The organism is Citrobacter sp. Cy070 (genome assembly GCF_030332245.1).
Classification (GTDB): domain Bacteria; phylum Pseudomonadota; class Gammaproteobacteria; order Enterobacterales; family Enterobacteriaceae; genus Citrobacter; species Citrobacter youngae.
The window spans coordinates 128283-151328 of the sequence record NZ_JAOWIG010000051.1; the positions used below are offsets into that span (position 1 = coordinate 128283).

General features: G+C 52.7%; 15 protein-coding genes. 8 read left to right on the top strand and 7 right to left on the bottom strand.

The annotated features are described in order from the left end of the window. Positions 1–58 precede the first annotated feature (58 nt). From OGY19_RS06735 to OGY19_RS06755, 5 genes are all read right to left on the bottom strand, one after another. The gene (locus OGY19_RS06735; RefSeq protein ID WP_115601750.1) at positions 59–1702 is read right to left on the bottom strand and encodes a multidrug ABC transporter permease/ATP-binding protein; all 1644 of its coding nucleotides are present in this window, start codon (positions 1700–1702) and stop codon (positions 59–61) included. A gap of 75 nt (positions 1703–1777) precedes the next feature. Then, positions 1778–2428: a DNA oxidative demethylase AlkB gene (alkB, locus tag OGY19_RS06740; protein ID WP_048211117.1), complete on the bottom strand. Its 651-nt coding sequence runs from the start codon at positions 2426–2428 to the stop codon at positions 1778–1780. After that, the gene (gene ada, locus OGY19_RS06745; RefSeq protein ID WP_115601749.1) at positions 2428–3492 is read right to left on the bottom strand and encodes a bifunctional DNA-binding transcriptional regulator/O6-methylguanine-DNA methyltransferase Ada; all 1065 of its coding nucleotides are present in this window, start codon (positions 3490–3492) and stop codon (positions 2428–2430) included. Before ada ends, alkB begins: the two co-directional genes overlap by 1 nt. A gap of 79 nt (positions 3493–3571) precedes the next feature. Further along, complete coding sequence (gene apbE / locus OGY19_RS06750; RefSeq protein WP_061068197.1) at positions 3572–4627, bottom strand: FAD:protein FMN transferase ApbE; 1056 nt, start codon at positions 4625–4627, stop codon at positions 3572–3574. 115 nt (positions 4628–4742) lie between these two features. Continuing rightward, positions 4743–5843, bottom strand: a complete 1101-nt coding sequence (locus OGY19_RS06755) for a porin OmpC (protein ID WP_005129375.1) — start codon at positions 5841–5843, stop codon at positions 4743–4745. Between the two features lie 741 nt (positions 5844–6584). Between OGY19_RS06755 and rcsD the strand changes: the two genes are divergently transcribed. Both rcsD and rcsB read left to right on the top strand, forming a co-directional pair. Next, entirely contained in the window at positions 6585–9254 is a 2670-nt protein-coding gene (gene rcsD / locus OGY19_RS06760) for a phosphotransferase RcsD (protein ID WP_115601748.1), read from the top strand. A 16-nt stretch (positions 9255–9270) separates the two neighbouring features. After that, the gene (gene rcsB / locus OGY19_RS06765; protein WP_003027592.1) at positions 9271–9921 is read left to right on the top strand and encodes a response regulator transcription factor RcsB; all 651 of its coding nucleotides are present in this window, start codon (positions 9271–9273) and stop codon (positions 9919–9921) included. A gap of 112 nt (positions 9922–10033) precedes the next feature. Here rcsB and rcsC read toward each other — a convergent pair whose 3' ends face one another. Further along, a complete protein-coding gene (gene rcsC, locus OGY19_RS06770; RefSeq protein WP_061068198.1) occupies positions 10034–12880 on the bottom strand; it encodes a two-component system sensor histidine kinase RcsC in 2847 nt (948 codons plus the stop codon). A 168-nt stretch (positions 12881–13048) separates the two neighbouring features. On the opposite strand from rcsC, the gene atoS reads away from it, so the two are divergent. The 6 genes from atoS (at position 13049) to OGY19_RS06800 (ending at position 20312) form a co-directional block, all read left to right on the top strand. Further along, complete coding sequence (gene atoS / locus OGY19_RS06775; RefSeq protein ID WP_048211111.1) at positions 13049–14887, top strand: two-component system sensor histidine kinase AtoS; 1839 nt, start codon at positions 13049–13051, stop codon at positions 14885–14887. After that, positions 14884–16269: an acetoacetate metabolism transcriptional regulator AtoC gene (gene atoC, locus OGY19_RS06780; protein WP_048211110.1), complete on the top strand. Its 1386-nt coding sequence runs from the start codon at positions 14884–14886 to the stop codon at positions 16267–16269. Before atoS ends, atoC begins: the two co-directional genes overlap by 4 nt. A gap of 196 nt (positions 16270–16465) precedes the next feature. Then, positions 16466–17125 carry an acetate CoA-transferase subunit alpha gene (atoD, locus tag OGY19_RS06785; RefSeq protein WP_115601747.1) on the top strand — a complete coding sequence of 220 codons (660 nt, stop codon included), beginning with the start codon at positions 16466–16468 and terminating at the stop codon, positions 17123–17125. Positions 17126–17127: 2 nt separating this feature from the next. Beyond that, positions 17128–17778: a 3-oxoacid CoA-transferase subunit B gene (locus OGY19_RS06790; protein WP_048211108.1), complete on the top strand. Its 651-nt coding sequence runs from the start codon at positions 17128–17130 to the stop codon at positions 17776–17778. Next, positions 17775–19097, top strand: coding sequence for a TIGR00366 family protein (locus tag OGY19_RS06795; RefSeq protein ID WP_115601746.1), 1323 nt, complete (start codon positions 17775–17777; stop codon positions 19095–19097). Before OGY19_RS06790 ends, OGY19_RS06795 begins: the two co-directional genes overlap by 4 nt. A gap of 30 nt (positions 19098–19127) precedes the next feature. Further along, positions 19128–20312, top strand: a complete 1185-nt coding sequence (locus OGY19_RS06800) for an acetyl-CoA C-acetyltransferase (protein ID WP_115601745.1) — start codon at positions 19128–19130, stop codon at positions 20310–20312. A gap of 43 nt (positions 20313–20355) precedes the next feature. Here the strand turns inward: OGY19_RS06800 and gyrA are convergent, their stop codons facing one another. Beyond that, positions 20356–22992 (bottom strand): DNA topoisomerase (ATP-hydrolyzing) subunit A, encoded by a 2637-nt coding sequence (gyrA, locus tag OGY19_RS06805; protein WP_286596275.1) that lies wholly within the window; start codon positions 22990–22992, stop codon positions 20356–20358. Positions 22993–23046 lie beyond the last annotated feature (54 nt).

Below are 23046 nucleotides of genomic sequence, written 5' to 3' on the forward strand. Positions count from 1 at the left end.
TATGTAAATAACAATAAACGAGGCCGCCGGGTGGATAAAAAACCGGCGGCATGTGGGATCATGCAGTGCGCGCCACCGCGTCACGAGAGGCAGCATCACGCTCATCGCCCAGCAGTTCACTCAACTGTCCGTTGCGCATTTCCAGCAGGCGATCGGCATGAATAAAGTAGTGATCGTCATGACTAATGGCGAAAATGGTTTTGCCCATCTCCTGCATCAGCGGCAGCAACACCTGGTAGAATTCACGCCGGAAATGGGGATCCTGATCGGCGGCCCATTCATCCAGCAGAATGATGTCGCGCTCCTCTGCTAAGGCCAGCAACAGCGCCACACGCTTTTTCTGCCCTTTCGACAGCTTCAGGTTGAGAATGCGCCCGTCGTTCAGTTCCAGCTTGTGCGCCATTTGCAGATGATCCAGCCACTTCGCTACCAGCTGCGGATTAGCCTCTTTACCTTCCGGCCCCAGCAGTTTGTCAAACAGCCAGACGTCGGTAAACACCGCGGAGAACAGCTTGCGGTAGTCCTCCGGTTTTTCGACAGCAACCGCCTTGCCATCCAGTAAAATCTCACCAGACTGCGGCTGGTATAGCCCGGTCAGCAACATCGCCAGCGTAGATTTCCCACTGCCGTTACCGCCAATCAGGAAGATCAGTTCACCACGACGAATGGTCAGATTCACTGGCCCAATGGCGAACACATTATCCTGATAGCGGAAAACCACGTCGCGCAACTCCAGCGTTTGCCAGTCCGGAAATGCGGTTGGCCGTGGGAATTCAGCCTTGAAGGGGGCCAGGGAGAACTTATTCAGCTTGTTGAACGCCACCTGTGCAGTCAGCAGCGTTGGCAGCGCGCCGACGGCAGAGAGCAGCGGCGTGCGCAGGAATAGCAGCGTCAGCGAATAGGTCGCCGCCACGGCGGTATCCGCCCAACCCAGACTGTTGGCCATCCAGAATACCAGGCCAATGGCGCCCAGCATCATAATGTTCGACCAGTTGACCGCGCTCAGGTGGAAGGTATCGGCACGGATAATATGATGACGGTACTCTTTGGCATCCGGGACGTACAGCTGATTAAAGATATGCTCCGCACGTTCCCGGTTGAGCGTCAGCTCTTTGCGCCCTTCCAGCACCGTCTGGTAGTCGTTGTACAGCTTGTCTTCGGTTTCACGCAGGGTAGCCATGTGTTTATACACCCGCGCCACCAGCACAAATCCGCCCCAGATGGTGATTGCCATCCAGATTGCCGTCACCAGCAGCATTTTAGTCGACAGCATCGCCAGATACGCCGCCGACCCCACGGTCAAAATAATCCCCTGTACCAGCTCAGGTAGGCGGACAAAGGCAATGGTAATGTTACGGATATCGCTGGTTAAACCGGCCAGTAACGAGGCGCTACCGATTTGCTCGATACGCTCGACGTGGGTGTCCAGAATTCGTTTGATAAATTCGCTACGCAGACGGTAGACAAAGTGGTGCCCCAGCGTGGTGAGCGCCAGCTGTGAACCGAGGGTGACGACCATCAGTAACAGCAGCAGGCCAAGAAACTCCGGTAGCACCATCAGCGTGGTGTCGACCGTTTCAATCAGGCGCTGATTAATAAACGCAATCAGCCCAATCCCCAGCGCGGCACTGACAAGGCTGAGCGCCATGACGCTGATAAATGGCCAGCGATACTGCCGCCAGACAAGAAGTAAAAGTTCCATGCAAACAACCCGGACAAGTAATAACAGCCCGCAGTTTAAACATCTCTTCGCTGACAGCAATAATAATTCTTATTTTTATTCTTTTTTACCTGCCTGGCGAAACGTCAGGTTATAACGACAATCTCCCGTCAATGGATGATACCCCGTCTTAAGCGGCTGGACGCCATGATAAAACAGCCGCGAGTTTCCCCCCCATACCACCACATCACCATGCTCCAGCAATACTCGCTTTAAGGGATCGTTGCGCCGTAAGCCGCCAAACTGAAAAATCGCCGGCAGGCCCAGCGATACAGAGACGATAGGCGCTCGCAGGTCAGGCTCATCTTTATCCTGATGTAAAGACAGTTTTGCCCCCGGCGTATAGCGATTAATAAGGCAAGCATCCGGTTGAAAATCAGGATAGCCTGCGGCCGTTGCCGCCTGTTGGCACAGCTCAGCAAAGACCTCGGGTAATGGCGGCCAGTGAACGCCGGTTAATGGATCGACCGGTGAATAGAGGTAGCCATGTTGATCCGTTGTCCAGCCCAGATGGCCGCAATTCGTCATGGCTACCGACATCGTATAACCGCCAGGGGTGACCATCTGGCGAAACGGCGACAGTCTGGCTGTCGCCGCGATTGCCCGCAGTAAAGCGGGGGCGGATTCAAATGCAAAGCGCCGCAAAATCACCGCACCTGACGCCAGCGGCTCGTGCCAGGGTTTCTCATCTGCAAAGAGATCGAGCATTACGTTTCCTCGCGGGTGGCTTCACGTTGCAACAGTTGCGCCTTGCGCGTTATTCCCCAACGATAGCCAGAAAGCGCGCCATCACCGCGGATTACGCGGTGACACGGGATCACAATCGCCAGCTTGTTCGCCGCGCAGGCGCTGGCTACGGCACGCACCGCCTTCGGCTTGCCGATAGTGCTGGCAAGTTGCTGATAACTCACCGTCTCACCACAAGGGATTGCCCGCAGCGCTTGCCATACCTGCTGCTGAAAGGCGGTTCCCTGAATATCCAGCGGCAGTGACAGTGCGGTATTGCGCGTGTTAATCACGGCGATCACCTCACGCACATGTTGTTGAAACTCCGTATCGGCGGGCTCGTCACGTGCCGTCGGAAACAGTTCATGCAATTCTGCTATCAGCGTAGCATCGTCGTCGCCCAGCAAGATCGCGCAGATACCCCGTTCACTTTCCGCCACCAGGCAACGGCCGAGGGCGCAATCTGTGAGGGTATAGCGCACAGAAACATTACCGCCGCCTTGACGAAATTGCCTGGCGGTCATGCCTAACGCCTGATCCGCTTTGCGGTAATAGCTGCTGCTGTCGGGGAATCCGGCGTCAAGAATCGCCTGCGTGACCGGTGCGCCTTTTGCCAGCGCGTCACGCAGGCGACGGGCACGCCACGACTGTTGCCAGGCTTTGGGGGTCATCCCGGTGGTGGCTTTGAACAGGCGATGCAGGTGAAACGGGCTCATCGCAACATGCTGCGCAAGAGCCTCCAGTGTGAGGGGGGACTCCTGCCCCAGCAACTGACAGGCGTGGGCTATTTTGTCCAGCCGCTGCTGTTGCGCGCTATCTTTGTCCGGCCGGCAGCGTTTGCAGGGACGAAACCCTGCCGCCTGTGCCTGCTCGGCATCCGCGAAGAAACTGACATTTTTGCGCAGCGCATGTTTTGCCCGACAGGACGGTCGACAAAAAATGCCTGTAGTCTGAACAGCAAAAACAAACTGACCGTCAGCCCTGGCGTCACGATCCAGCACAGACTGCCAGCGTTCATCATCAGTGATGTGTAAGAGATTTGTCATGATGGACTCCTTTGTTAAGCATAGCGCTTAGCCTCAGTGTGTCCGCATTGCGGGTTATAAAAACCCGCAATCTTGCTTTTTAATTTTTTTCGCTGACCAGGAAGCTTTTAAACTGCGGCGACATCCAGGTGCTAAACCCTTCGCCTTCTTTAACAATCATATACACCGCTAACCCTTCGCGACGCACAACCTCTTTGGCTTTTTGCGGGCCAAGCACCATTAGCCCGGTATCCCAACCATCAGCCTCCAGCGCCGTGGGTGCAATCACCGTCACAGAGACCAGATTGTGTTCAATCGGACGGCCGGTTTGCGGATCGATGACATGGGAAAGACGCTTGCCATCCAGTTCGTAATAGTTGCGATAGCTACCGGAGGTGCTGATACCATGCCCATTGATATCGACAATCGCCTGGACCGCGTTTTCACGATCGGTCGGTTTCTGTATTGCCACACGCCACGGTTGCCCCTCGGCATTCATTCCACGGCTATTCAGCGCGCCGCCAACAGAAACCAGATAGCGGGCGATCCCTTCCTGTTCCATCAATCGCGCCAGATGGTCAGCCGCATACCCTTCCCCCACGGTGGAGAGATCAACGTACAGCGCCGGCAGATCTTTCTGCAGATAATTCTGGTGCGCCTCATTAACAACCTTCAGATGTGAAAGTCCGGTTTGCGCTTTTGCAGCGTCAATTTGCCCTTGGGTGGGAATATGTAGCGGTTGCCGATCCGGGCCAAAGCCCCACAGGTTGACCAACGGACCGACGGTGATGTCCATCGCGCCGTCGGTTTTTGCGCCAATACGTAACGCCGATGTCACAATATCCGCCAGCGCATCATTCACCGGCCACGGTGACAAGCTTTTTGACAGGTTAAAACGCATCAGCGCAGAATCATTCTTATAGGTAGAAAGCAGTTGATCATCAGCATCGAGCTGAGTCTGGATCTTCACCTGCAACTCCCCGGCACGTTTGGCATCCACGCCAACCACACTGACCCGCCAGAAAGTGCCCATGGTTTTGCCTTCCAGGACTGTCGCGGTTGAGGACGGGGTCTGGGTTGATTTCGGGGCCTCATCGCACCCGACAAAAAAGAGTGTTACAGCCAGGAGCGCTGCACGACAAAAAATCATATCCATACGTGATTACCCTTATGAAAACGGGCGCAAGAGTACACCAAAAAAGAGTGTTTGTACGTCAGAAAAACGGCATTAAAAAAGGCCCCGTAGGGCCTTTGATAGAAATAGATACAGATTAGAACTGGTAAACCAGACCCAGTGCTACGATATCATCGGTAGAGATACCTGCATTACGGGTGAACTGGTTGTCATCCAGCAGGTTGATTTTGTAATCAACATAGGTAGACATGTTTTTGTTGAAGTAGTAGGTCGCGCCAACATCAACATATTTCAGGATATCCTGGTCGCCGTAGCCGTTGTCCAGATCTTTACCTTTTGACTGCAGGTAAGCCACGGACGGACGCAGACCGAAGTCGAACTGGTACTGCGCAACAGCTTCAACGTTCTGTGCTTTGTTAGCCCAGCCCAATTTACCTGCACGCGTTGCGTTGTAGGTCTGGGTGTACTGTGCTGCCAGGTACACATTGTTCGCGTCGTATTTCAGACCGCCAGTGTAGGTTTCAGCACGATCGCCGGTACCGAAGTTCAGCTTGTTCTGCTCATCAGTACGTTTGGAGCTGGTGACTGCGGTACCCAGGGAGAAGCCTTCGCCGATATCATAAGTGATAGATCCGCCGACGCCGTCACCGTTCTGATTCAGTGCGTCACGACCGTTGCCAGTCACGCCGGTCATGCCTTCACCTTCCGGACTACCGTTTTTACCCTGGTACTGCAGGGCAAAGTTCAGACCATCAACCAGACCGAAGAAATCGGTGTTACGGTAGGTTGCAAAGCCGTTACCACGCTGCTGCATGAAGTTGTCAGAACCGTAGGTATCGCCGCCGAATTCCGGCAGAACGTCGGTCCAGGACGTGACGTCATAAACCACGCCGTAGTTACGACCGTAGTCGAAAGAACCTGCATCAGCGAATTTCAGACCGGCAAACGCGACACGCGTCCAGGCGTTGTTTTCGTTTTCAGAGGAGTTACCCATGATCTGGTATTCCCACTGGCCGTAACCGGTCAGTTGGTCGTTAACCTGGGTTTCACCTTTGAAGCCGATACGCATATAGGTCTGATCACCATCTTTAGTAGAGTCATCAGAGAAATAGTGCAAACCGTCGACTTTACCGTACAGATCTAATTTGTTGCCGTCTTTGTTGTAAATTTCAGCCGCATTTGCTGCGCCTGCTACCAGCAGAGCCGGTACCAGGAGGGACAGTACTTTAACTTTCATGTTATTAACCCTCTGTTATATGCCTTTATTGCTTTTTTATGCCACTGCTCACTGGCTAACCCTCATTAACCAGTCGGCAACTTCATTCTCCGCAAAAACACAGAATAATCCAACACGAATATGATACTAATACTTTAAAGATGTTTCATTTATCTATGTAGATGTTTCAAAACATTAACAAAAGGGAACTTTTTTTAATTAAGAAAATGGAGAGAATAAGCACGAATAGTCAAGAATCATTACAAAATATATATAAATCAATAAATTACACAAAGCGCAACCATAGCACTGAATGATAAAACAAAATCTTCACTCGCAACTAAAATAGACTCGCTATCATCATTAACTTTATTTATTACCGTCATTCATTCATGAATGTCTGTTTACCCCTATTTCAACCGAATGCTCTGCGTTCGGTTTTTTTTTACCCTTCTTTACACAAACATCGCGGTTCTGTGCTACCGATGAAAAACTATAACGACTATTAACTATCTCACCTGTTCACCATCGCATATAAACCAGGCAAATAATTTCTTGTTATTTAATGCTAAATCTGTAGGTTTCATACCTTTATTTGTACTGATAGTGACCGGCTGTACACGTTTGCATTGCCTGCCTGGCAACGATACACAGCAATAAAAAACGCAGCTCCGCAGATGTTGCGTAAGTATGGCAATTCATACATTACCCTTTATACTGCCCCTTCATCTTTAGCGTCGTTTTAACAGGTCATAAACACGAATGAGTCAGTCTGACACAACGGCTTCTACCCGATTCTCCCTGCTTCCGGGAAGTATTACCCGTTTCTTCTTATTACTGATCGTGGTGCTGTTGGTGATGATGGGCGTGATGGTCCAGAGCGCGGTCAACACCTGGCTTAAAGATAAGAGCTATCAGATTGTCGATATCACCCACGCTATTCATAAAAGGGTAGATACCTGGCGATACGTGACCTGGCAAATCTATGACAATATTGCAGCGACAACCAACTCATCGACTGCCGACGGGTTACAGGAAACCCGACTCAAGCAAGATGTCTACTATCTTGAAAAACCCCGTAGAAAGACTGAAGCGCTGATTTTCGGCTCGCATGACAGTTCTACGCTGGAAATGACCCAGCGGATCTCAACCTATCTGGATACACTGTGGGGCGCGGAGAATGTCCCATGGTCCATGTATTATCTGAATGGTCAGGACAATAGCCTGATTCTTATCTCAACATTGCCGCTGAAAGATCTCACCTCCGGCTTTAAAGAATCGACAATTGGCAACATTGTCGACTCGCGCCGCGCTGAGATGTTACAACAGGCCAATGCGCTCGATGAGCGTGAAAGCTTCTCGTCCCTTCGCCGGCTGGTCTGGCAAAACGGTCATTACTTCACGTTACGCACAACCTTTAATCAGCCAGGGCATCTGGCAACCGTGGTCGCGTTTGACCTGCCGATTAATGATTTGATCCCCCCGGGCATGCAGTTGGACAGCTTTCATCTGGAGCCCGATGCCACGTCTACGGCTGAACATCTCAGTGAAAAAGAGTCGCCTGACAGCGTCAGCATCAACTTTAACAATAGCAAGATTGAGATCTCTTCAGCGCTAAATTCAACGGATATGCGACTGGTCTGGCAGGTTCCCTTTGGTTCATTACTGCTTGATACGCTGCAAAGCATTCTGCTGCCGCTGTTACTGAATATCGCTCTGCTGGCGCTGGCGCTGTTTGGCTATACCACTTTCCGCCACCTCCCTGCCCGCTCAAACGAAGTGGTGCCAAACCTTGCCGCAAATAATGAACTCCGGGTGCTTCGTGCAATCAATGAAGAAATTGTTTCGCTGCTGCCGCTGGGGTTATTGGTACACGACCAGGAATCCAACCGCACGGTTATCAGCAATAAAATTGCCGACCACCTGCTGCCACATTTAAATCTGCAAAATATCACCAGCATGGCGGAGCAGCATCAGGGAGTCATCCAGGCCACAATCAATAATGAATTGTATGAGATCAGGCTGTTCCGCAGCCAGATCTCAGCCCGCACGCAGATCTTTATCATTCGCGACCAGGACCGCGAAGTGCTGGTAAATAAAAAGCTGAAACAAGCGCAGCGACTGTATGAGAAAAACCAACAGGCTCGCGCCGCCTTTATGCAAAACATTGGTCGCGCACTGAAAGATCCCGCCAAAACGCTGGCCATCAATGCTGCCGCACTCAATACGCCCGACAGCCACAAACTGGCAAACCAGGCAGACGTTCTGGTACGTATGGTCGATGAGATTCAGTTGGCCAATCTTCTGGAAAGCGATGACTGGAAAAGTGAATCAACGCTGTTTTCCGTGCAGGCGTTAATTGACGACGTAGTACCTGAAGTACTACCCGCCATCAAGCGTAAAGGGTTACAGCTGCTGATTAAAAATCACCTGAGCGCCAATGATGAGCGCCGCGGCGACCGCGATGCCCTACGTCGTATTTTGCTGCTACTCATCCAATATGCCGTGACCACAACGCAGATTGGCAAAATTACGCTGGACGTCGACCAGGATGAGTCGGAGGCAGAGCGTCTGACCTTCCGTATTCTGGATACCGGGGAAGGCGTCGCGCTGAATGAAATTGATAATCTGCACTTTCCGTTCAGCAATGACACGCAGAGCGATCGATATGGCAAAGCGAATCCACTCACGTTCTGGTTGTGCGATCAGCTAGCGCGCAAACTGGGTGGACATCTGAATATTAAAGCGCGGGAAGAACTTGGAACGCGTTATATCGTCCATGTTAAGATGCCGCTGCATGACCAACATGCTGATAATGAAGAACGGCTGTTAGATGACGTCTGCGTGATGGTTGACGTCACCTCGAATGACGTACGCAGCATTGTATTGCGTCAGCTGGAAAACTGGGGAGCAACCTGCATCACGCCCGATGAGCGACTGAATAGTCAAGAATATGATCTCTTTATCACTGATAATCCGTCTAATCTTACTGCCTCGGGCTTGCTTTTAAGCGATGATGAGTCTGGCGTGCGAAAAATTGGCCCCGGTCAGCTGCGCGTCAACTTTAATATGAGCAATGCTATGCAGGAAGCTGTCCTGGAGCTAATAGAAGAACAACTGGCGCAAGAAGAGATCCAGGAACTCCCCCTCGGCGGTGATGAAAACGCCGAACTTCATGCCAGTGGTTACTATGCACTCTTTGTAGACACAGTACCGGATGATGTTAAGAGGTTGTATACTGAGGCAGCAACCAGCGATTTCGCTGCGTTAGCCCAAACGGCCCATCGCCTGAAAGGCGTGTTTGCCATGCTTAATCTGGTACCCGGCAAGCAGTTATGTGAAGCGCTGGAACATCTTATTCAAGAGAAAGATGCTCCAGGTATAGAAAAGTACATCAGCGACATTGACGTTTACGTCAAGAGCTTGCTGTAGCAAGGTAGCCCAATACATGAACACTATGAACGTAATTATTGCCGATGACCATCCGATTGTACTGTTCGGTATTCGTAAATCACTTGAACAAATCGAATGGGTGAACGTTGTCGGCGAATTTGAAGACTCCACTGCACTGATCAACAATTTGCCTAAATTAGATGCTCATGTGTTGATTACCGATCTCTCAATGCCGGGAGATAAATATGGTGATGGGATCACGTTAATTAAATATATCAAACGCCATTTCCCGAGCCTGTCGATCATCGTTTTGACCATGAACAACAACCCGGCCATCCTGAGCGCGGTACTGGATCTCGACATTGAAGGGATCGTGCTGAAACAAGGTGCGCCAACTGACCTGCCGAAGGCGCTGGCGGCGCTGCAAAAAGGTAAGAAATTCACCCCGGAAAGCGTCTCTCGCCTGCTGGAAAAAATCAGCGCCAGCGGTTATGGCGACAAACGCCTGTCACCGAAAGAAAGTGAAGTTCTGCGCCTGTTTGCCGAAGGCTTCCTGGTGACTGAAATCGCTAAAAAACTCAATCGCAGTATTAAAACCATCAGTAGCCAGAAAAAGTCTGCAATGATGAAGCTCGGCGTGGAAAACGATATCGCCCTGCTGAATTACCTGTCATCCGTGACGTTAAGCCCGTCAGACAAAGAGTAATTCGGTTTCATATCATCTGCCTGATGGCACCGCGTTTATCTGGCCTACGAACAATACAGTGTTGTGTATGTTCTGTAGGCCGGATAAGGCAAACACCGCTACCCTGCCTCTTTTATCCCCGCGTTTTTCTTACGCGATCCGCATAGACCGTTAGCGTCTGCTTCAGCACGTCTAGCGTCACTGGCTTGGATAAGCAACTGTCCATTCCCGACTCCAGACAACGCTGCTTCTCTTCCGCCAGAGCATTGGCCGTCACACCAATCACCGGTAGCGTTAACCCCAGTTGGCGAATACGCTGCGTCAAGCGATAACCATCCATATTCGGCATGTTGACGTCGCTCAGCACGATATCAATATGGTTTTTACTCAACACATTGAGCGCGTCCACACCGTCGTTGGCGGTTTTACACTGATATCCCAACGATCCCAACTGATCGGCCAGTAAACGACGGTTAATCGGATGATCGTCAACCACCAGAATCATCATGTCATCGTTTGTGGCTCCCACTTTGTCCGGAGCTGGCAGTGCGGTGGAAAGCGCTTCACTGCCCAGTTCAACGCTGTAGATATGCGCCAGCAGCGCCGGCAACTCGTGCGGTGATGCCACGCTGTGCACCCACTCGCCAGGCGTTCTTTCCAGCGGAATACCAATGTGGCGACGACAGAAAATCACCGTGGCTCGTCCCTGCCACGCCTGATCCAGCACATCATCAGCAATCAATACATCATTTGCATCAGGTTGCTGCCCCTCATAACGCAGCACCGTCATCCCGGTACGCGTGAGGCTGGATTCGATAAAGTGATAGAGTGACGCGTTTCGCACCGCCAGCCAGCAGCGGGTACTGGCAAGACCGTCCACACTTTTATTCTGTGGATACTGGGCTCCATACAGCGGTATCCGCAGCGTAAACTGGCTCCCCATCCCCGGTTCAGAATCAACGGAAATATCCCCGTCCATCATGCTGATCAGTTTTTCACAGATAGCCAGACCTAACCCGGTCCCCTGGAAATTACGCTGCACGCCCGTCCCCACCTGGAAGAAGGGATCGAATAGACGAACGACTTCTTTGGCCGGGATCCCCACGCCAGTATCACGCACACGAATGCTGAGGTAGTCGCCGCTGCACTGAACATGCAGCACAATACAGCCGGTATCGGTGAATTTAATAGCATTACTCAACAGGTTAGAAATGACCTGCTGCAAGCGCATCGGATCGCCATTTAATGCCACAGGCACATCCGGCTCAATGAAACAGTACAATCCCAGTTGCTTGCGTACCACCAGCGGCAGATAGTTGGCCGTAATATGGCTCATTACTTCCCGCGGTGAAAATTCGCGCGGTTCAATCTTCAACTGTTCGGATTCAATTTTCGAGAAATCAAGAATATCGCTGATAATCTTCAACAACAGGCTGGAGGAGTTATTCATCGCCGTCACCAGGCGATCCACTCCGCTGGGCAGTTCTTTCGTTTGCAGCAGGTCAAGGTTGCCGATAATGCCATACAGCGGCGTGCGTAGTTCATGACTCACCGTCGCAAGGAACATTGATTTTGACTGGCTGGCCTGTTCCGCCGCCTGCGCCATCTCCTGTAACGACTCTTCCATTTTCACACGCGCACTCACATCGACCAGGACGCATATGGCTACGTTCTCATTACGATAACGTGAATGCACAAAGCTGATTTGCAGATTGGTATTATTGCTGGTCAACACATCGACGAAATTAACCTGCTGGCCGCAGATAATTTGCGTCAACCGTTGCCTGTCTTCATGCGTCAGCATGTTGAGATAGGTATGCGCCAGCTCGTTGCTCAGAATGTTAATGCCATCAATTGTGCGCAGAATACAAATACCGACCGGCGCAGAAGCCACAATTTTACGGTTAAACTGTTCATGCTCTTCCAGGCGCTGGGCATCGCTTTCCGCTGGAATAAAAATACGCCGCTCATACATGCGCGTCAGCATAAACAACGCCGCACCTACCAGCACATTCAGCAGAACCGCATTCAGGATCATCATGCGTATCCGCTCCAGCACCAGATCGACCGGCACGGAGTACACAATACTGAGCGATGATGGCGGCAGGTTTTTCTTCAACACCAGATTGCGAAAACCCGGCGTGTAGCCAAACCACGAGCGCTCCTGCATCCAGCGCGGTTCAGACTGAATATTGCCTTCAGGACCGGTGAGTGAAATCAGCGCATGACCATTTTCATCAAGGATTGTCACTCCCATCGGCAAACTGCCCGGCGTGAAGAAGTTCTCCATACGAATCGGCTGTTCCACACCCAGCAACGCCTGCAGACGATTGGCAAGATAGACCGGCGTCAGCGCATAAAAATACCCCACGCCCGGACGCGGTCCCTGGCTTATCCAGAACAGGTTATTGCCGTTTTCTTCCTGCGGCGCATTGCGATACTTAATGATGCGCTCATGCAGTGCTTTCAGCGCCTCGTCACGTTCGACAGGCATATCCCGCAGACCGAAATTGGCCATGCAGAGGTTATCGCTGCCGATCAGGAACACACGGTTCAAATCATAAGCCGCTGAGAAATTGTCGCGCCAGTAGCGCATAAACCACGCCAATGACTCCAGCGAGCCACGCCAGGCATTACCCATCACCGCACAGTCGGAATCGGCAAACAGCGGTTCAAAATTCGGCACCACGGTTTTATCATCCCGTGCCCGCAATGACATCACGCCGTTTTCTGCCGTTAATCGGTTTTCAGCAATATATTTCAGCTCTTTTATCACGTCAGAAGTACGCTGAATGTAGCGTTGAGCCTGGTCGGAGCTGAGATTAAACTCCTGGCGGATCTCAGACTCTCGCTGGTGCAACGCATTCACAATGTAGAACACCGACGCAAAAGCAATCAGACACCAGACCAGTAAGGCCAGCGCTCTGAACAGGTAGCGTGAGACTTTTAGAGTTGAATGAACGGAAGCAAGGTATTTCAAAGGGGCGAAGCTCCGCCTCAGGATATCAATAGAGTGTGGTTAAGGTAGCGGTAAATGTCCGACGTCGCAATGCCCTCTCTTTACGGGAATATGATACACCGCTCTGACACCGTTGTCTTAACCCCTGATAATCGTCGTTTGCCTAAAAAACACTGCACGGATGTGAGAATGCGCAAGCTGAGATGGCTGACGCGTCGTTTATACCCGCGACGTTTACGCAACCAAATGATCATGATGGCCATTCTGATGGTCATTGTGCCGACGATTTCTATTGGTTATATCGTAGAAACCGAAGGCCGGTCAGCAGTCTTATCTGAAAAAGAGAAAAAACTGTCATCGGTGCTCACTCTGCTTAACGGCGCGCTGGGCGATCGCTTTAGCCACTACGCGGATTTACCGCGTGAAGCGCGCATTCGGGCGCTGAATCTTGAGTTGGGGCCCATCACCGAACGGATCACCCAGGCATTTCCTGGCATCGGTGCGGGGTATTACAACAAAGCACTGGATGCAATCATCACCTACGCCCCCTCTGCGTTGTACCAAAGTAATGTCGGTATCACCATCACCGAGGATCACCCCGGTCGCGAAGTGATGCGCAGCAACGCACCTGTGGTTTTTTCCGGACGACAGGTTCGTGGCGACATCCTCAACTCCATGATCCCCATCGAACGGCAAGGTGAAGTCATTGGCTATATCTGGGCGAATGAACTAACGGAAGATATCCGCCAGCAAGCCTGGAAAATGGACGTCAGGATCATTGCCGTACTGGCTGCCGGACTCATCAGTAGCCTGCTGTTGATTGTGCTTTTCTCTCGCCGTCTCAGTGCGAATATCGATATTATCACCGACGGCCTCTCCACGCTGGCGCAAAAAACACCAGCCCGCCTGCCTGAACTGCCCGGCGAACTGGGGCAAATCAGCCGCAGCGTCAATGCGCTGGCACAAACGCTTCGGGAAACCAAAACCCTTAACGACCTGATAATTGAGAACGCAGCAGACGGCGTCATTGCCATCGACAGACAGGGTGATGTCACCACCATGAATCCGGCGGCAGAGCAAATCACTGGCTATCAGTTGCATGAACTGGTCGGACAACCCTATGCAACCCTCTTTGCCGATACTCAGTTCTCCAGCCCGGTACTGGATACGCTGGAGCACGGCACCGAACATGTCGCCCAGGAGGTGAGTTTTCCTGGCCGCGACCGCACTATTGAAATAAGCGTCACCACCAGCAGGATCCATAACGCGCATGGCGAACTAATCGGGGCTCTGGTGATCTTCTCTGATTTAACGGCCCGCAAAGAGACACAGCGCCGGCTGGCACAAACGGAAAGGCTCGCGACGCTCGGCGAGTTGATGGCTGGAGTGGCGCATGAGGTACGTAACCCGCTGACGGCAATCCGTGGCTATGTACAGATCATCCGCCAACAAACATCTTTACCAGAACATCAGGAATATTTATCCGTTGTGCTGAACGAAATTGACTCAATCAATAAAGTCATCCAACAACTGTTGGATTTCTCACGCCCGCGACAAAGCCAGTGGCAGCAGGTACAGCTCAATGCGTTGATTGAAGAAACGCTGATCCTCGTGCAAACCGCGGGCCTACAGGCTCGAATCACGTTTACCACGGAATTAGATACCAGCCTGCCAGCCATCGTCGCCGATCGCGAACTCCTCAAGCAGGTGATCCTCAATATTTTAATCAATGCGGTGCAGGCGATAGCCGCACGGGGCGAAATTCGAATCCGCACCTGGCAATACTCGGCCTCACAGCAGGCGGTGATGATTGAAGATAATGGCAACGGTATCGATATTGCCATTCAGAAGAAAATATTCGACCCCTTCTTTACGACCAAAGCATCAGGTACGGGTCTTGGACTGGCGCTAAGCCAGCGCATTATCAACGCGCATCAGGGGGATATCCACGTGACAAGTATGCCGGGCTGCGGCGCAACCTTCACCCTGATTTTACCTCTTAACCCGCAGGGAAATCCGTCAGAATGAAAACGACCTACCGTATTCTCATCGTTGATGACGAAGAAAATGTTCGCCGTATGCTTGCCACTGCGTTTTCCCTGCAAGGGCATGAGACGCACTGCGCCAGCGATGGAAAAGCCGCGCTGACTCTGTTTGCTGATACGCATCCTGACGTGGTACTGATGGACATCCGCATGCCAGAGATGGACGGTATTGATGCATTGAAAGTCATGCGCGCCCAGCAGCCGCGGATCCCCGTTATTCTGATGACGGCCTACGCCGAAGTGGAGACCGCAGTGGAGGCTCTCCGTAGCGGCGCGTTTGACTATGTGATTAAACCCTTTGATTTGGATGAGCTCAATCTGGTCATTCAGCGCGCACTACAGCTTCAGGCAATGAAGCAGGAGATCCGCAATCTACATCAGGCGCTAAGCACCAGCTGGCAATGGGGGCATATCCTGACTAACAGCCCGGTGATGATGGATATTTGTAAAGACACGGCAAAAATCGCCCTCTCACAGGCGAACGTACTGATTAGCGGTGAAAGTGGCACAGGAAAAGAGCTGATTGCCCGCGCCATCCACTACAACAGCAGACGCGCCAACGGTCCCTTTATCAAAATCAACTGTGCGGCCTTACCGGAATCATTACTGGAAAGCGAACTGTTTGGTCACGAAAAGGGGGCATTTACCGGTGCGCAAACTCTACGCCAGGGACTGTTCGAACGTGCGCATCAGGGAACGCTTCTGCTCGACGAGATTGGTGAAATGCCGCTGGTTCTGCAGGCCAAACTGCTGCGTATTTTGCAAGAAAGAGAGTTCGAGCGCATCGGCGGACACCAAACTATTCGCGTCGATATCCGTATTGTTGCTGCCACCAATCGCTGCCTGCAAACAATGGTGAAGGAAGGAACGTTCCGTGAAGACCTGTTTTACCGGCTCAACGTGATTCATCTGACCCTTCCCCCGTTACGCGAACGCCGCGAAGACATCGCTCTGTTAGCGAATCACTTTTTACAAAAATTTAGCTCAGAAAATCAGCGGGATATCATTGAGATCGATCCAACGGCGATGTCCATGCTTACAGCCTGGCCATGGCCTGGAAACATTCGTGAACTGTCTAACGTCATCGAACGTGCAGTGGTCATGAATACCGGCGCGGTGATTTTTGCCGAAGACCTGCCTGCGCAGTTCCGATCACCTGTCAGTACCGTAACAGAAGTAAAAGCAGTTCAGACCGGAGAACGCAATCTGAAGGAAGAAATTAAGCGTGAGGAAAAACGCATCATCCTTGAGGTGCTGGACAATCAGGATGGCAACCGCACCCGCACCGCGCTAATGCTGGGGATCAGTCGGCGCGCTCTGATGTACAAATTGCAAGAGTATGGCATTGACCCGTCAGGCTCCTGATACCTAAATTTGCTATGCAGAATTTTGCACACTGCGCAAAACTCTGCATAGCAACTCCACCTTCCTCTCGCCAGACAATAAAAAATAAACCATAAAATTCAAATAATTAAAAAATAATTTTACCATTTATCATTCTGGCACCCGGCTTGCAATTCCCTGAGCGTACCCAAAATGGAGTATGCAAAAGGGAAACATAATGAAAACAAAACTGATTACTTTACAAGACGCAGCGAGCTTCTTTCGTGACGGCATGACCATCATGGTCGGCGGTTTTATGGGGGTTGGCACGCCACCTCGCCTTGTCGAAGCCTTACTTGAATCTGGCGTCAGAGATTTGACGTTAATTGCCAACGATACCGCATTTGTCGATACCGGTATCGGCCCCTTAATCGTCAACGGTCGCGTGAGCAAAGTGATTGCCTCGCACATTGGCACCAACCCTGAAACCGGTCGCCGCATGATTGCCGGCGAAATGGACGTACAACTGGTGCCGCAAGGCACTCTGATTGAGCAAATTCGCTGCGGTGGCGCAGGCCTTGGCGGTTTTCTGACGCCAACCGGTGTCGGCACCGTAGTAGAAGATGGCAAGCAGACCATGACGCTCGATGGCAGAGTCTGGTTGCTCGAACGTCCATTACGTGCCGATTTAGCGCTGATCCGCGCACACCGCGCAGACACGCTTGGCAACCTGACCTATCAACTTAGCGCCCGTAATTTTAACCCACTGATTGCCCTTGCCGCCGACATCACACTGGTTGAACCGGATGAAATGGTCGAGATCGGTGAACTCCAGCCAGACCAGATCGTCACCCCTGGTGCCGTTATCGACCATATCGTCATTCCACAGGAGAGCTAATCATGGATGCTAAACAACGTATTGCGCGCCGTGTGGCGCTTGAGCTTCACGATGGGGATGTCGTCAACCTGGGGATTGGTCTGCCGACGATGGTTGCCAACTACCTGCCCGCTGACATTCATATCACATTGCAGTCAGAAAATGGTTTTCTCGGTCTGGGTCCGGTCACAACTGCGCATCCCGACCTGGTAAACGCCGGTGGGCAACCGTGCGGTATTTTGCCAGGCGCGGCGATGTTTGATAGCGCCATGTCGTTTGCGTTAATTCGTGGGGGCCATGTCGATGCCTGCGTGCTCGGTGGGTTACAGGTCGATGAGCAGGCCAACCTCGCCAACTGGGTCGTTCCCGGCAAAATGGTTCCCGGCATGGGAGGAGCGATGGATCTGGTGACCGGTGCGCGCAAAGTGATTATCGCCATGGAGCATTGCGCAAAAGACGGCTCAGCGAAGATCCTCCGACATTGCACCATGCCGCTGACGGCACAACATGCGGTGCATATGCTGGTCACCGAACTCGCCGTTTTCCGCTTCATTGACGGCAAAATGTGGCTTACGGAAATCGCGGAAGGATGCGATATCGCCACGCTGCGTGAAAAAACCGAAGCGCAGTTTGATGTCGCCGCCGAGCTGATTATCCTGCGAGGTGATGCATGATCGGCCGCATTGCTCGTTTTATGACGCGCGTGGTCAGCCGCTGGCTGCCTGATCCGCTAATTTTCGCCATGCTGCTAACGCTGTTGACCTTCGGCATCGCGCTGTGGCTGACGCCACAAACGCCAGTCAACATGGTGAGATTCTGGGGTGATGGTTTCTGGAACCTGCTGGCGTTTGGTATGCAGATGGCGCTGATCATCGTCACAGGCCATGCGTTAGCCAGTTCAGGACCGGTGAAAAGTCTGCTGCGAACGGCGGCGTCTGCCGCCAAAACCCCCGCTCAGGGTGTCATGCTGGTGACGTTTTTCGGTTCAGTCGCCTGCGTCATCAACTGGGGTTTTGGTCTGGTAGTGGGGGCGATGTTTGCCCGTGAAGTCGCACGCCGGGTACCCGGCTCCGACTATCCCCTGCTGATTGCTTGTGCCTACATCGGTTTTCTCACCTGGGGGGGTGGCTTCTCCGGTTCAATGCCATTGCTGGCGGCAACGCCAGGCAACCCGGTTGAGCACGTCGCAGGGTTAATTCCGGTCGCAGACACGCTATTTACCGGTTTCAACATCTTCATCACCGTGGCACTGATCGTCGTAATGCCGTTCATCACACGCATGATGACGCCAAAACCTTCCGATGTGGTAAGCATCGATCCGAAGCTGTTACTGGAAGAAGCTGATTTCCAGAAAAAACTGCCACCCGACGCTCCACCATCGGAAAAACTGGAAGAGAGCCGCATTCTGGCCCTGATCATCGGGGCATTAGGGATTGCTTATCTGGCCCTCTATTTCACCGAGAAAGGCTTCAACATCACCATCAACACCGTCAATCTGATGTTTATGATTGCCGGTCTGCTGCTGCATAAAACGCCGATGGCCTATATGCGTGCCGTTAGCGCTGCCGCACGTAGCACCGCCGGCATCCTGGTGCAGTTCCCCTTCTACGCCGGTATTCAGCTGATGATGGAGCACTCTGGTCTCGGCGGATTGATTACCGAGTTCTTCATCAACGTCGCCAACAAAGACACCTTCCCGCTGATGACCTTCTTCAGTTCAGCACTGATTAACTTTGCTGTGCCATCCGGCGGCGGCCATTGGGTTATTCAGGGACCGTTCGTCATGCCCGCCGCTCAGGCGCTTGGTGCCGATCTTGGTAAGTCAGTGATGGCTATCGCCTATGGCGAGCAGTGGATGAACATGGCGCAGCCGTTCTGGGCGCTACCTGCATTGGCTATCGCCGGATTGGGGGTGCGCGACATCATGGGGTACTGCATCACCGCCCTGCTCTTCTCAGGCGTCATTTTTGTCATTGGATTGACCTTGTTCTGACAGCCATTACTTACATAAAGGAACAGAAAAATGAAAAACTGTGTCATTGTCAGCGCGGCACGTACCGCAATCGGTAGCTTTAATGGCGCACTGGCGACCACCAGTGCTATCGAGTTAGGATCAACCGTGATAAAAGCGGCAATCGAGCGCGCTCATCTTGATCCGCAGCAGGTTGAAGAAGTGATTATGGGTAACGTGCTGCAGGCCGGCCTGGGACAGAATCCGGCGCGTCAGGCATTGCTAAGAAGCGGTCTTTCCGACACCGTTTGCGGCTTCACCGTCAACAAAGTGTGCGGATCCGGCCTGAAAAGCGTGGCGCTTGCCGCCCAGGCAATCAAAGCAGGACAAGCCCAGGCGATCGTCGCGGGGGGGATGGAAAACATGAGCCTGGCCCCCTACCTGTTAGACGCGAAAGCCCGTTGGGGGTATCGCCTCGGTGACGGGCAATTGGCAGACGTCATTCTGCGCGATGGGCTGATCTGCGCCGAACATGGCTATCATATGGGGATTACCGCCGAGAACATCGCTAAAGAGTACGGTATCAGCCGCGAAATGCAGGATGAACTGGCACTGTTATCACAGCAGAAAGCCATTGCCGCAATAGAGTCCGGCGCTTTCCAGGCCGAAATCGTCCCTGTCAGCGTGCAATCACGTAAGAAAACCCTCATTTTTGAACGCGATGAGTTTCCCAAGGCAGACTCCACGGCGGAAGGTCTTGCCGCATTGCGTCCGGCCTTCGACAAAGCAGGTACTGTTACCGCTGGCAACGCCTCGGGGATTAACGACGGTGCTGCCGCTCTGGTGGTAATGGAAGAGTCGGCAGCACTGGCGGCTGGGCTAAAACCGCTGGCGCGGATCAAAGCCTGGGCCAGCGGCGGCGTCGCCCCGGCGATGATGGGCATGGGACCCGTTCCTGCCACGCAAAAAGCGCTACAACGGAGCGGGCTGCAACTGTCGGATATCGATCTTATCGAAGCTAACGAAGCCTTTGCCGCGCAGTTTCTTGCGGTGGGTAAAACACTGGGGTTTGATGCACAAAAGGTCAACGTTAACGGTGGTGCGATTGCGCTGGGTCACCCTATCGGCGCCAGCGGCGCGCGTATTCTGGTCACATTGCTGCACGCGTTACAGGCACGGGATAAAACGCTCGGTCTGGCAACGCTGTGTATCGGCGGCGGCCAGGGTATTGCGATGATCGTGGAGCGCATGAACTAAAAAGAAGGGCCGGATTTCTCCGGCCCTTCTCATCACAACTTAATTACTCTTCTGCGTCGTCTGCCGCATCATCGTCGCTTTCAGCTTCAGGAGCGATATCCTCGTCCCCTTCCGCAGCGCTGCCGTCGATGGAGTCGAGTTCTTCATCATCAACCGGTTCAGCAACACGTTGCAGGCCCACAACGTTTTCATCTTCCGCAGTACGGATGAGGATCACGCCCTGGGTGTTACGCCCTACCACGCTGATTTCCGACACGCGTGTACGCACCAGCGTACCGGCATCGGTGATCATCATGATCTGGTCAGTATCTTCAACCTGTACCGCGCCAACAACAGAGCCGTTGCGTTCGGTGACTTTGATGGAGATAACGCCCTGCGTCGCACGAGACTTCGTCGGATACTCTTCCGCTGCGGTACGCTTACCGTAGCCGTTCTGCGTCACGGTCAGGATGGCACCTTCACCGCGCGGAACAATCAGAGAAACAACTTTATCTTCCCCAGCCAGCTTGATACCACGTACACCGGTCGCGGTACGCCCCATCGCACGAACGGCATCTTCTTTAAAGCGCACCACTTTACCGGCAGCAGAGAACAGCATGACTTCATCGGAGCCGGACGTCAGGTCAACGCCAATCAGTTCGTCGCCTTCGTTCAGGTTAACCGCAATGATACCGGCTGAACGCGGACGGCTGAACTCGGTCAGCGCCGTTTTCTTCACAGTGCCGCTGGCAGTTGCCATGAAGACGTTTACGCCCTCTTCGTACTCACGTACCGGCAGAATCGCGGTAATACGCTCGTTAGCTTCCAGCGGCAGCAGGTTGACGATTGGACGTCCACGCGCGCCACGGCTGGCTTCCGGCAACTGATAAACCTTCATCCAGTACAAACGACCGCGGCTGGAGAAGCAGAGGATCGTGTCATGGGTGTTGGCCACCAGCAGGCGGTCGATAAAGTCTTCTTCTTTAATACGTGCTGCAGATTTGCCTTTACCGCCACGACGCTGCGCTTCGTAATCGGTTAACGGCTGATATTTCACGTAACCCTGATGAGACAAGGTCACGACAACATCTTCCTGGCTAATCAGATCTTCGATGTTGATGTCAGCGCTGTTCGCGGTGATTTCGGTCCGACGCGCGTCGCCGAACTGTTCACGAATCAGCTCCATCTCTTCACGGATGACTTCCATCAGACGATCGGCGCTGCCCAGAATGTGCAGCAGTTCAGCGATCTGCTCCAGCAGCTCTTTGTATTCGTCGAGCAGTTTTTCGTGCTCAAGGCCGGTCAGTTTCTGCAAACGCAGATCCAGAATGGCCTGGGCCTGCTGTTCAGTCAGGTAGTACTGACCGTCACGCACGCCAAATTCCGGTTCCAGCCACTCAGGACGCGCAGCATCATCACCGGCACGTTCCAGCATGGCAGAAACATTGCCAAGCTCCCACGAACGCGCAACCAGCGCGGCTTTCGCTTCTGCCGGAGTCGGCGCACGACGGATCAGTTCAATGATCGGATCGATGTTCGCAAGAGCAATCGCCAGCGCTTCGAGGATGTGCGCACGGTCGCGGGCTTTACGCAGTTCAAAAATAGTACGGCGAGTAACCACTTCACGACGGTGACGAACAAATGCAGCGATAATCTCTTTCAGGTTCATGATCTTCGGCTGACCATGGTGCAGCGCAACCATGTTGATACCGAAAGAAACCTGCAGTTGGGTCTGGGAGTAGAGGTTGTTCAGCACCACTTCCCCGACCGCATCGCGTTTCACTTCAATCACGATGCGCATACCGTCTTTGTCAGACTCGTCACGCAGCGCGCTGATGCCTTCAACGCGTTTATCTTTTACCAGCTCGGCGATTTTCTCGATCAGGCGTGCTTTGTTCACCTGATACGGAATTTCATGCACGATGATGGTTTCGCGGCCAGTTTTCGCGTCAGCTTCGACTTCTGCACGTGCGCGAATGTATACCTTGCCGCGACCGGTACGGTAAGCTTCTTCGATACCACGACGACCATTGATGATCGCTGCGGTCGGGAAGTCCGGACCCGGAATATGTTCCATCAGCCCTTCAATGCTGATGTCTTCATCGTCAATATATGCCAGACAGCCGTTGACCACTTCCGTCAGGTTGTGCGGCGGAATATTGGTTGCCATACCTACCGCGATACCGGACGAACCGTTCACCAGCAGGTTAGGAATTTTGGTTGGCATAACGTCTGGAATGCGTTCGGTGCCGTCGTAGTTATCGACGAAATCAACCGTTTCTTTTTCCAGGTCAGCCATCAGCTCGTGGGCGATTTTCGACATACGGATTTCCGTATAACGCATCGCAGCTGCGGAGTCGCCATCGACAGAACCAAAGTTACCCTGACCATCCACCAGCATGTAACGCAAGGAGAATGGCTGCGCCATACGAACAATGGTGTCGTAAACGGCGATATCACCATGAGGGTGGTATTTACCGATTACGTCACCAACGACACGGGCAGATTTTTTATAGGCTTTATTCCAGTCGTTGCCCAATACGTTCATGGCGTAAAGTACGCGACGGTGTACCGGCTTCAGGCCATCTCGGACGTCCGGCAGCGCACGGCCAACAATGACCGACATCGCATAATCCAGATAGGAGCTCTTCAGCTCTTCCTCAATGTTGACCGGTGTAATTTCTCTCGCAAGGTCGCTCATCTAACCGCTATCCCTCTACTGTATCCCGGATTCAAAGGTCGCAAATTATAACAC

Excerpts from the sequence above, each read along its gene's own strand:
- OGY19_RS06735 (WP_115601750.1), bottom strand. The coding sequence starts at position 1,702 with ATGGAACTTTTACTTCTTGTCTGGCGGCAGTATCGCTGGCCATTTATC.
- alkB (WP_048211117.1), bottom strand. The coding sequence starts at position 2,428 with ATGCTCGATCTCTTTGCAGATGAGAAACCCTGGCACGAGCCGCTGGCG.
- ada (WP_115601749.1), bottom strand. The coding sequence starts at position 3,492 with ATGACAAATCTCTTACACATCACTGATGATGAACGCTGGCAGTCTGTG.
- apbE (WP_061068197.1), bottom strand. The coding sequence starts at position 4,627 with ATGGATATGATTTTTTGTCGTGCAGCGCTCCTGGCTGTAACACTCTTT.
- OGY19_RS06755 (WP_005129375.1), bottom strand. The coding sequence starts at position 5,843 with ATGAAAGTTAAAGTACTGTCCCTCCTGGTACCGGCTCTGCTGGTAGCA.
- rcsD (WP_115601748.1), top strand. The coding sequence starts at position 6,585 with ATGAGTCAGTCTGACACAACGGCTTCTACCCGATTCTCCCTGCTTCCG.
- rcsB (WP_003027592.1), top strand. The coding sequence starts at position 9,271 with ATGAACACTATGAACGTAATTATTGCCGATGACCATCCGATTGTACTG.
- atoS (WP_048211111.1), top strand. The coding sequence starts at position 13,049 with ATGCGCAAGCTGAGATGGCTGACGCGTCGTTTATACCCGCGACGTTTA.
- atoC (WP_048211110.1), top strand. The coding sequence starts at position 14,884 with ATGAAAACGACCTACCGTATTCTCATCGTTGATGACGAAGAAAATGTT.
- atoD (WP_115601747.1), top strand. The coding sequence starts at position 16,466 with ATGAAAACAAAACTGATTACTTTACAAGACGCAGCGAGCTTCTTTCGT.
- OGY19_RS06790 (WP_048211108.1), top strand. The coding sequence starts at position 17,128 with ATGGATGCTAAACAACGTATTGCGCGCCGTGTGGCGCTTGAGCTTCAC.
- OGY19_RS06795 (WP_115601746.1), top strand. The coding sequence starts at position 17,775 with ATGATCGGCCGCATTGCTCGTTTTATGACGCGCGTGGTCAGCCGCTGG.
- OGY19_RS06800 (WP_115601745.1), top strand. The coding sequence starts at position 19,128 with ATGAAAAACTGTGTCATTGTCAGCGCGGCACGTACCGCAATCGGTAGC.
- gyrA (WP_286596275.1), bottom strand. The coding sequence starts at position 22,992 with ATGAGCGACCTTGCGAGAGAAATTACACCGGTCAACATTGAGGAAGAG.